9 protein-coding genes and 1 pseudogene are annotated in these 7309 nt (G+C 43.2%); 8 read left to right on the top strand and 2 right to left on the bottom strand.

What is annotated here, in order from left to right:
- A pseudogene (locus AM629_RS23730) lies at positions 1 to 110 on the bottom strand (IS110 family transposase); the annotation flags it as partial.
- 161 nt (positions 111 to 271) lie between these two features.
- Here AM629_RS23730 and AM629_RS20195 point away from each other — a divergent pair.
- The 7 genes from AM629_RS20195 to AM629_RS20165 all read left to right on the top strand — a co-directional run bounded on the left by AM629_RS20195 (position 272) and on the right by AM629_RS20165 (position 5378).
- Positions 272 to 835, top strand: a complete 564-nt coding sequence (locus AM629_RS20195; protein ID WP_420806694.1) for a plasmid pRiA4b ORF-3 family protein — start codon at positions 272 to 274, stop codon at positions 833 to 835.
- A 144-nt stretch (positions 836 to 979) separates the two neighbouring features.
- Entirely contained in the window at positions 980 to 1561 is a 582-nt protein-coding gene (locus AM629_RS20190; RefSeq protein ID WP_054481491.1) for a recombinase family protein, read from the top strand.
- 24 nt (positions 1562 to 1585) lie between these two features.
- The gene (locus tag AM629_RS20185; protein ID WP_054481489.1) at positions 1586 to 2986 is read left to right on the top strand and encodes an ISKra4 family transposase; all 1401 of its coding nucleotides are present in this window, start codon (positions 1586 to 1588) and stop codon (positions 2984 to 2986) included.
- A gap of 127 nt (positions 2987 to 3113) precedes the next feature.
- Positions 3114 to 3338, top strand: a complete 225-nt coding sequence (relB, locus tag AM629_RS20180; RefSeq protein WP_083451967.1) for a type II toxin-antitoxin system RelB family antitoxin — start codon at positions 3114 to 3116, stop codon at positions 3336 to 3338.
- Between the two features lie 11 nt (positions 3339 to 3349).
- Positions 3350 to 3625, top strand: coding sequence for a type II toxin-antitoxin system RelE family toxin (locus tag AM629_RS20175; protein WP_054481487.1), 276 nt, complete (start codon positions 3350 to 3352; stop codon positions 3623 to 3625).
- A 349-nt stretch (positions 3626 to 3974) separates the two neighbouring features.
- Complete coding sequence (locus tag AM629_RS20170) at positions 3975 to 4214, top strand: RepB family protein (protein ID WP_054481485.1); 240 nt, start codon at positions 3975 to 3977, stop codon at positions 4212 to 4214.
- A 237-nt stretch (positions 4215 to 4451) separates the two neighbouring features.
- Positions 4452 to 5378 (top strand): RepA family replication protein, encoded by a 927-nt coding sequence (locus AM629_RS20165; protein ID WP_054481482.1) that lies wholly within the window; start codon positions 4452 to 4454, stop codon positions 5376 to 5378.
- A gap of 273 nt (positions 5379 to 5651) precedes the next feature.
- On the opposite strand, the gene AM629_RS24065 is transcribed toward AM629_RS20165, so the two are convergent.
- The gene (locus AM629_RS24065; RefSeq protein ID WP_161804254.1) at positions 5652 to 5801 is read right to left on the bottom strand and encodes a hypothetical protein; all 150 of its coding nucleotides are present in this window, start codon (positions 5799 to 5801) and stop codon (positions 5652 to 5654) included.
- 586 nt (positions 5802 to 6387) lie between these two features.
- On the opposite strand from AM629_RS24065, the gene AM629_RS20160 reads away from it, so the two are divergent.
- A complete protein-coding gene (locus AM629_RS20160; protein WP_054481480.1) occupies positions 6388 to 6882 on the top strand; it encodes a hypothetical protein in 495 nt (164 codons plus the stop codon).
- Positions 6883 to 7309: the final 427 nt, after the last annotated feature.

The raw sequence follows: 7309 nt of genomic DNA, 5'->3' as shown, positions 1-7309 counted from the left end.
TTAGTTCGGGTGAATTTTTTACGCAGCAACGCTTTTCCTGATTGATCCTGACAATGGATATGAAAGGAATGCTTGCCAAGATCGATGCCAATCAATGCGATAGTGTTCATGATGGTGGCCTCTTAAATAAAAAATAAATCACACGCTGTCAATATATCGCTAACAGGGTGAGGGCGGCCATCTCATTACTGTGGGGCACAGTATTAAATCGGCGATAGAATGAGCAAAGGAACATAATTCTATCAAACACCTCACCATGAAAACTTATATTGTGAAAATCGCCCTTCGAGGTATCAGTCCAATGGTCTGGCGCCGATTCAGATTGTCAGGCGGGACTTCCTTAGCGGCTTTTCACTATATCATTCAGATCGCGCAGGGATGGCAGGATGATCATCTGCATCAATTCCGTATTTATGGCAAAAATTACGGCATTCCCTATTCCGGTGGGATTGGTTTTTCTGATAATCCTTATCAAATTACGCTTGATGACTTTGAATTTGATACCGGAGATCGTTTTACTTACGAATACAACTTCTTTGAAAATTGGCTGCACGATATCCGTATTGAAACGATTCTCGAAAATTCTACTCTAACATCCCCTTTTTGTTTGGCCGGAAACAGAATGCCTGGGGCAACCCTAGCCGATGAATACGATAAGACATTGGCACTGCTTGACGCCATTGCTCATGCCAACGAAACGACAACAGTGGGGGACATTCGGCCATGGGTTGATGCGCTTGATGCCGTCAGATTCAACCGACAAAAGGTTAACCAACAATTGAGCAAACTTGACCTTGACTCACCGGAGCTGGAACCCATCGTAACAGGGCTGTAGCGGATAGAGTGATCGGTATCCCTAAAGGTATACCTTTTCATTTGGGCTAAAAACAAGGCTATATATCTCTATAAACCTAGAAAAAGTCAATTTTATAGAGTATTCTACAAACCTTTATCAGGTTTAAAGACTGTTGAGGGTAGTATGCACTATGCCTATATCCGGGTGAGTTCGGTTGACCAGCAAATTGATCGCCAGAAAGAGGCACTGTCTGCATCCGGTATTAAAATTGACAAAATCTATATCGAACAGGCCAGTGCGAAAAACATCAACCGGCCACAGCTTCAAAATATGCTTCAACAGGTCAGAACCGGCGACACGATAGTTGTTCACTCCATCGATCGGTTATGCCGCAATATGATGGACATGTGTACTCTGACCCTGCGTTTACGCGAACAAGGTATTACACTGATCTTTCTGAAAGAACAGCTCACGTTTAGTGCCAACGAGGGTACACCTATGCAAGAGCTGCAACTGCATATGATGTCGGCCTTCAGTCAGTTTGAACGGGCACTCATTCGAGAAAGGCAAACCGAAGGAATTGCCGCGAAAAAACAACGTGGAGAACGAACGGGCAGGCCGCCGGCGGAGATCAGTAAATTACCTCAAATAGACGCGTTAAGAGCGAAAGGTATCAAGTTAAAGCTGGCTTGCGATAACGTAGGGTTAGGTGTTTCTACGTACTATAAATTGCGTCACCAGCTAAAAAACGGGGGAACACGGTAGCCGCAGCCCCGGGAGGACAGCACCATGCAATTCACAATCCAAATCGCGATGGTCGATAAATCGGGTCATCGCCATACTGAGACGTTATTCACGATAGAAAAACAGTCCGATGCCCCCAATGACCTTGGACTTTCCCTGTCTGAATCGAAATTACTTTTGAACGCTATCCAGCAATCTGTGATCCAGAAACAGGTGGCGGAATATTTGGATGAACACCGTGCTTGTCCTTGCTGTCAACGAAATCGCCGGATAAAAGGCAAACAAATCATCCAGTATCGAACCTTATTTGGTATTATCCCGGTAGCGGGATTTCGGGTTTACCGGTGTGCGTGTGAGAAACATTCAAACCAAACCGTTAGTCTGCTCAACCACTGGTGTGATACGCATACTCACCCGGAGCTCAGATATATAGAAACCCGGTGGGCGTCACTGATGTCTTATGGACTGACTGCCAGCCTGCTCAAAGATGTTCTGCCAGTGGGAAAACACTGTAATGCCGCCACCGTCAGAAATCACCTGTGTCAGACGGCCAAAAAACAAGAGGCTGAATTAGAGGGAGTGCCAGATTTTCTCCCCGGTGCTCCCCGTGAATGGGGAAAATTACCCAAACCGGGAAAACCAATAACGGTGGGCATTGATGGCAGCTACGTCAGAAACCGGGACGACAGAAAACACCATTTCGAAGTCATTGCCGGCAAATCATTTGCGACGAATGTCCCGACCAAACGCTTTGGTTTCGTGCAATGTCTGGAAAATCATCCCAGAAAAAAACTCATTGCCCAGTTATCTGCACAGGGCATGCAGATGAATCAACAAATTACTTTCTTATCGGATGGGGCCGATAATCTCAGGGATTTGCAATTTAACCTGTACCCCGAATCGCAGCACGTACTGGATTGGTTTCATATCACGATGCGGCTGACCGTATTAAAACAATATGCCAGAGGGGTATCGAAAAACGCCCCGGAACTCGGCGAAGAATTGCTGGCCGCTTTAACCCGTACAAAATGGTATCTCTGGCATGGCAATGTGATGAAGGCATTAGAACACCTGGATGATTGTGCTGTGATGTGTGATGAGGACATCTCGCATTATGATAATAAGAAATCCTTGTCAAAACATATTGATGAAATGTACACCTATATCGAAAATAACGGCATGATGATCCCGAATTACGGTGAAATGTATCGCTATGGTGAACCCATTTCCTCTTCATTTGTTGAATCGACGATCAATGAAGTGATTGCCAAACGGATGGTGAAAAAACAGCAGATGCAGTGGAGCCAGCAAGGTGCGCATTACTTACTCCAGACCCGTACAGCCGTACTGAATGATGATTTGAAAACCCAATTTGAGCATTGGTATCCGGGCATAAAATTAGGTGACGAAGCGGAGCACTCTTGGGCAGAAAAAATTGCGGCATAAGTGCCCCACGGTTTTTTATGCTCTCCTTCAATGGGTAATCCTGCAATGAAAGGGCATAAAGCCCCTTTTTTATTGACGCTCCTTATTTGCTGCTATACATTGTATAACAATAAATAAGGAGGCGGATATGAACAAAAACCTGACAAAAGCAATTCGGTTGAATGACGAAGATTTTCACCTGTTTGAATCCTACGCGAACGGCAAAGGGATAACATTCAGCGAATTGTGCAAAAGTGCAGTAAGGGAAAAAATCGAGGACGAGTTAGATTTACAACTCGCCACTGAAAGCTATGAGGACTATCTCAGTGATAAAACGACAATCAGCCATGACGAACTGTTTAAATCTGTTTGAGGTGGTGAGGTATGACACGCTACCGGACAGAGTACACAAAGCGGTTTGTCAAAGAGTTTAAGAAAATCGACGCGGTACACCAGAGAGTTATCCAGAAGTACATAGAGACGCATATTAACAACGCGGTGAATCCCCGCCTGATGGGTAAAATCCTGAAAGGTGATAAAGCCGAATTTATCCGCTGGCGCATCGGAGATTACCGTCTCATTGCCACGATAGAAGATGAAAAGCTGCTGGTTATTGCATTGAGCGTTGGACACCGCAAAGACGTGTACAAGAAATTTTAATCGGAAAGGGGCATAGCGCCCCTTTTTTTCATGCCAGTCAGGGCATGGGAGGCGCAACGCGCCGGAAGCCCCGCAGCGAAGCGAGGACGAAAAAAGCGTTACGCAAACCGTAAATTCCTGCGCAATTTTCCCCTGCTCTTCTTTAAATCCAGGTAACCCCAATTACATCAATATGGTCATTCTGGCTGCTCACCGGTACCAGCATGTGTAGATAAATCCCATTCTGTTAACTTTTCTAGTTATGATTAACCCCCGATATAGATTTTTAAAGTATGTGCAAAATCAAGGATCTATCATATCATACAGACAATTTTGTTTTTGTAGGTAGAGGCAGTGGGGGGGGGATGTCATGTCGGAATCGAACAAAACTAGAAAAATGCGTGAATATAGGAAGGGTAATCCCCTTACACAAAATGAACATAATATTAAGTATAAACAGAAAAAGTTAGCCAGTCATGAAAAAGAGCTAAGGGTTTTTATCCCCCAAGAACTTAAAGAAGAATTGGTCATTTTTTGCAAAAAAGAAGGTTTTTCACAGTCTGCTTATCTGACAATGTTACTTGAGCAAGCTAGAAAAAGTTGGAAGTAGATTGTTGATCATCTTTGTTTGAAGTGTTAGATTCTTACCAGCTTGATAGGCATAGCCGAAAGTGTGTCAGCATGAGCTATAGCCGACTAAAAGGAAAACCCCGCAATCTGTTTCAACTTGCCGGATGTCACAGAGTACGGGGCTACTAGAACTACTAGAAATTGCTTTGTATAGAAGAGTATAAATTCATGTCTAATAGAATGCAATACCCTATGACCGGCTTAAGTGAAGGTCGGGGTGGATAATCTAGAACAGCCACATAACAAAACAAAGATCCATCGTCACTATACCCCGAAATATACAGGTGGCTTACCTGATATAGTGTTTGTTCGTCGTTTGGCGGGAGCATTAAAAGTACACGATTGGAATCGTAATTCTTTTATCTATAAATTACGTTGTAACCGTAATCAGCGTGTTTCTGTGCGTTCTGAACGTCGGGAAACCTTTTCTGAGTTAGCCTTAGCAATGATTGCTTATGCTGACTATAACCCAAATCATGAATATCTCTTTGAGGTCATGTGTTCAGTTGAAAAGTTGGCTGAACTTTGCGGCCAACTCTATCGTTATGAGAATGGTCGTAAAAGCTATGATCCAATATTACATGCTCTGAATGATTGGGAAGACGCTAATCTAATTCTCATAGACCGTGATTTTGATCATGAAAGTAAACAACATAAAGCTATGCGTATATGGATTCGACCTGAATTTTTTATGGGGCTTGGTTTTGCTCTATCTGAAATGAGAGAAATTCTCAAACGCTTTAAGCGCTGGATGGAGAAAAAAGGGCTCCGAAAGTCTTATGATCAGGTCTATGCTCAACATGTTTTACGTTTAGCGCGTTCTAATGTGGCATCGCTTGATAATAAACATTCTCTAAAGAAGCTACTTCAAAAACTAAAACGATTAGTGATAGGAAATGATGAAGAATTAGAGAGTGAACGTCAACATGCGATAAAAGCAACAGAACAACGAAAAGAGCTGATTAAAGCGACAGAGCCTGTTCCTGATGAAAGAAGAATTTATTGGCAGAAATACCAAAATTGGGTGCAACAACAGCCATTAGCCCAAAGGTTATCTTTTGAAAAAGATATTAAAAGTAAATATCCCGATCTTTCAAATGATGAATTATATCAGGTGTATGTAAAGCATCTACCAGACAAATAACCCGTCTAATTAACATAAACCACCTTTACTGGCGGTTCTCGTGTTGTCTGAAATCAATGGTTGGTTGTTTTTTATGCTTCCCCCTCATGGGGAAAACACTAAAATAACGATTGTTTAAGTGACAAACATTGGTAAAGATTAAATTATAGTCAATTAAATTAGAATAGTTTAAAAATAAAACTATTAGCTTCGAACTATATAAAGAAAATCATATTAAATTCGATCTTTATTTCTGAACTAAACGACCCTTTAACAAGGGAGTTAGCAGGGAGCTCAACAACGCTCCCCTGCAACTACAAAAAACAAATAATAATGACTTCGCTTACAAGCAGCTTCGCTGCTGTCGCTCAGAAAGGAGATGTAATGAATACCTACAATAAATAAAGAAATAACTAACCGATTTTCAATCAGTTGCTTCAACATCCTTTCGTCTCCGACCATCCAACATCTCCACTGCTATCATATCGTGCCATTTAGTTCGCTTCGCTCACAGCTTAGCAGGGCGGGGGGGTATCGAGGCTCTCTATTTCGCTCTCAGTCGCATTACTTACTAAAGACAAGTAATGCTCCGCTTCGGGGCGCATCAACTCCTAATGTCTTCTGAAACATTCTTTCGCCCCTTACAGGCGAATATACTTTAACGCTCACTTTAACTATCTTTTGCCTATGAAAAGTTTGGAGAACAATTTTTATATAATATGGGTTAGTTTGAATACGAAGAAATATTGTACGGTAAACCTATTCACCGTTTGTACGGCATTGTACTTCCACTAAAAAACCCATGATGCTAATGTACGCATACATTAGCATTTTTATACAAACTGTGTCCATCTATCCACGCCATTTCTGGCGATATAGAGCTAGTAGGGGAAAGGGTTTTCAGAAATGCGGATTGGACATAATTTGACACTCCGCATCGTCAGTACAGTGATTTACTGAGTAAGGCTTGCTCAGGTTATGTATTAATGCTAATGTATGTGTACACTAGCGTTAATTAAGGCAGATTTACATGGAAGAATCAGCAACAGAGCAGGCTAGAGCCTTTTTTTACATGAACGAATGCTACACGGAGGAGAAACTGAAGGCGGATTACCATGCCGAACTTGCAAAATACAGTAACGACGGTTGGAAAGCGCCGCAGCGTGCAGCCCGCCTCGCTGCGGCGGTAAAGCGTTACAAAACGTCTGAAATGCTGCGATTCATCTTAGACACTGTTGCGCCGGAAGTTGATCCAGATTTAACCCCGCTGGTCGTGAAGCGGCTATGTAACGCGCTGTTCGGCAGGACGGGGAGCCAGGCAATTATCGTTTCCGTCTTCGGGCAGAAGGGCCGCATTCATCGCAGTACTGACAGCGCTCCAGATGTCATAGAACAGGTTGCCGCCAGATATCGCCCCGCCGCACAACGCTACTGGATAACCACCCTGGCGAATATTGAGAGAGTCAAGCACGGTTATCAGGCGAAAATCAGGGCGTCCAAAAATGCCGATGCCGGGACGGGATGACCCACCTATTAATGCTAATGTATGCGTACATTAGCATTAATGCCTAAACTGAATATAGGGGTTTCGGGAGCAATGGAGCAGTAAACGGGAGAGCATAAAAAAGTCTGGGGCACTTGAGTTATTTAGCGGTAAAGTGGGCAACTCAACCGGACTATTACCCATTATCGGCCCATGAATACTTATACGTTAAAGTGGCTTCTTTAGCTGCTTTGCTACATAAATGCCCCACAGTAATGAGATGGCCGCCCTCACCCTGTTAGCGATATATTGACAGCGTGTGATTTATTTTTTATTTAAGGGGGGGTCTGAAGCCCAACCGTACGAAAACGCACGCTAAGTATATTTTTTAACCAATCTGGCGTTTTATTGCCTTGATAACTAGGCCGTCATAAAGGCCAATCATCCGCCTCGTCTGCCTGCTTAAGAG

The sequence above is a fragment of the Photorhabdus heterorhabditis genome (assembly GCF_001280945.1).
Taxonomy (GTDB): Bacteria; Pseudomonadota; Gammaproteobacteria; order Enterobacterales; family Enterobacteriaceae; genus Photorhabdus; species Photorhabdus heterorhabditis.
The sequence above is the reverse complement of the archived record's forward strand: the minus strand, read 5'-3'. Positions and strand labels throughout refer to the sequence as shown.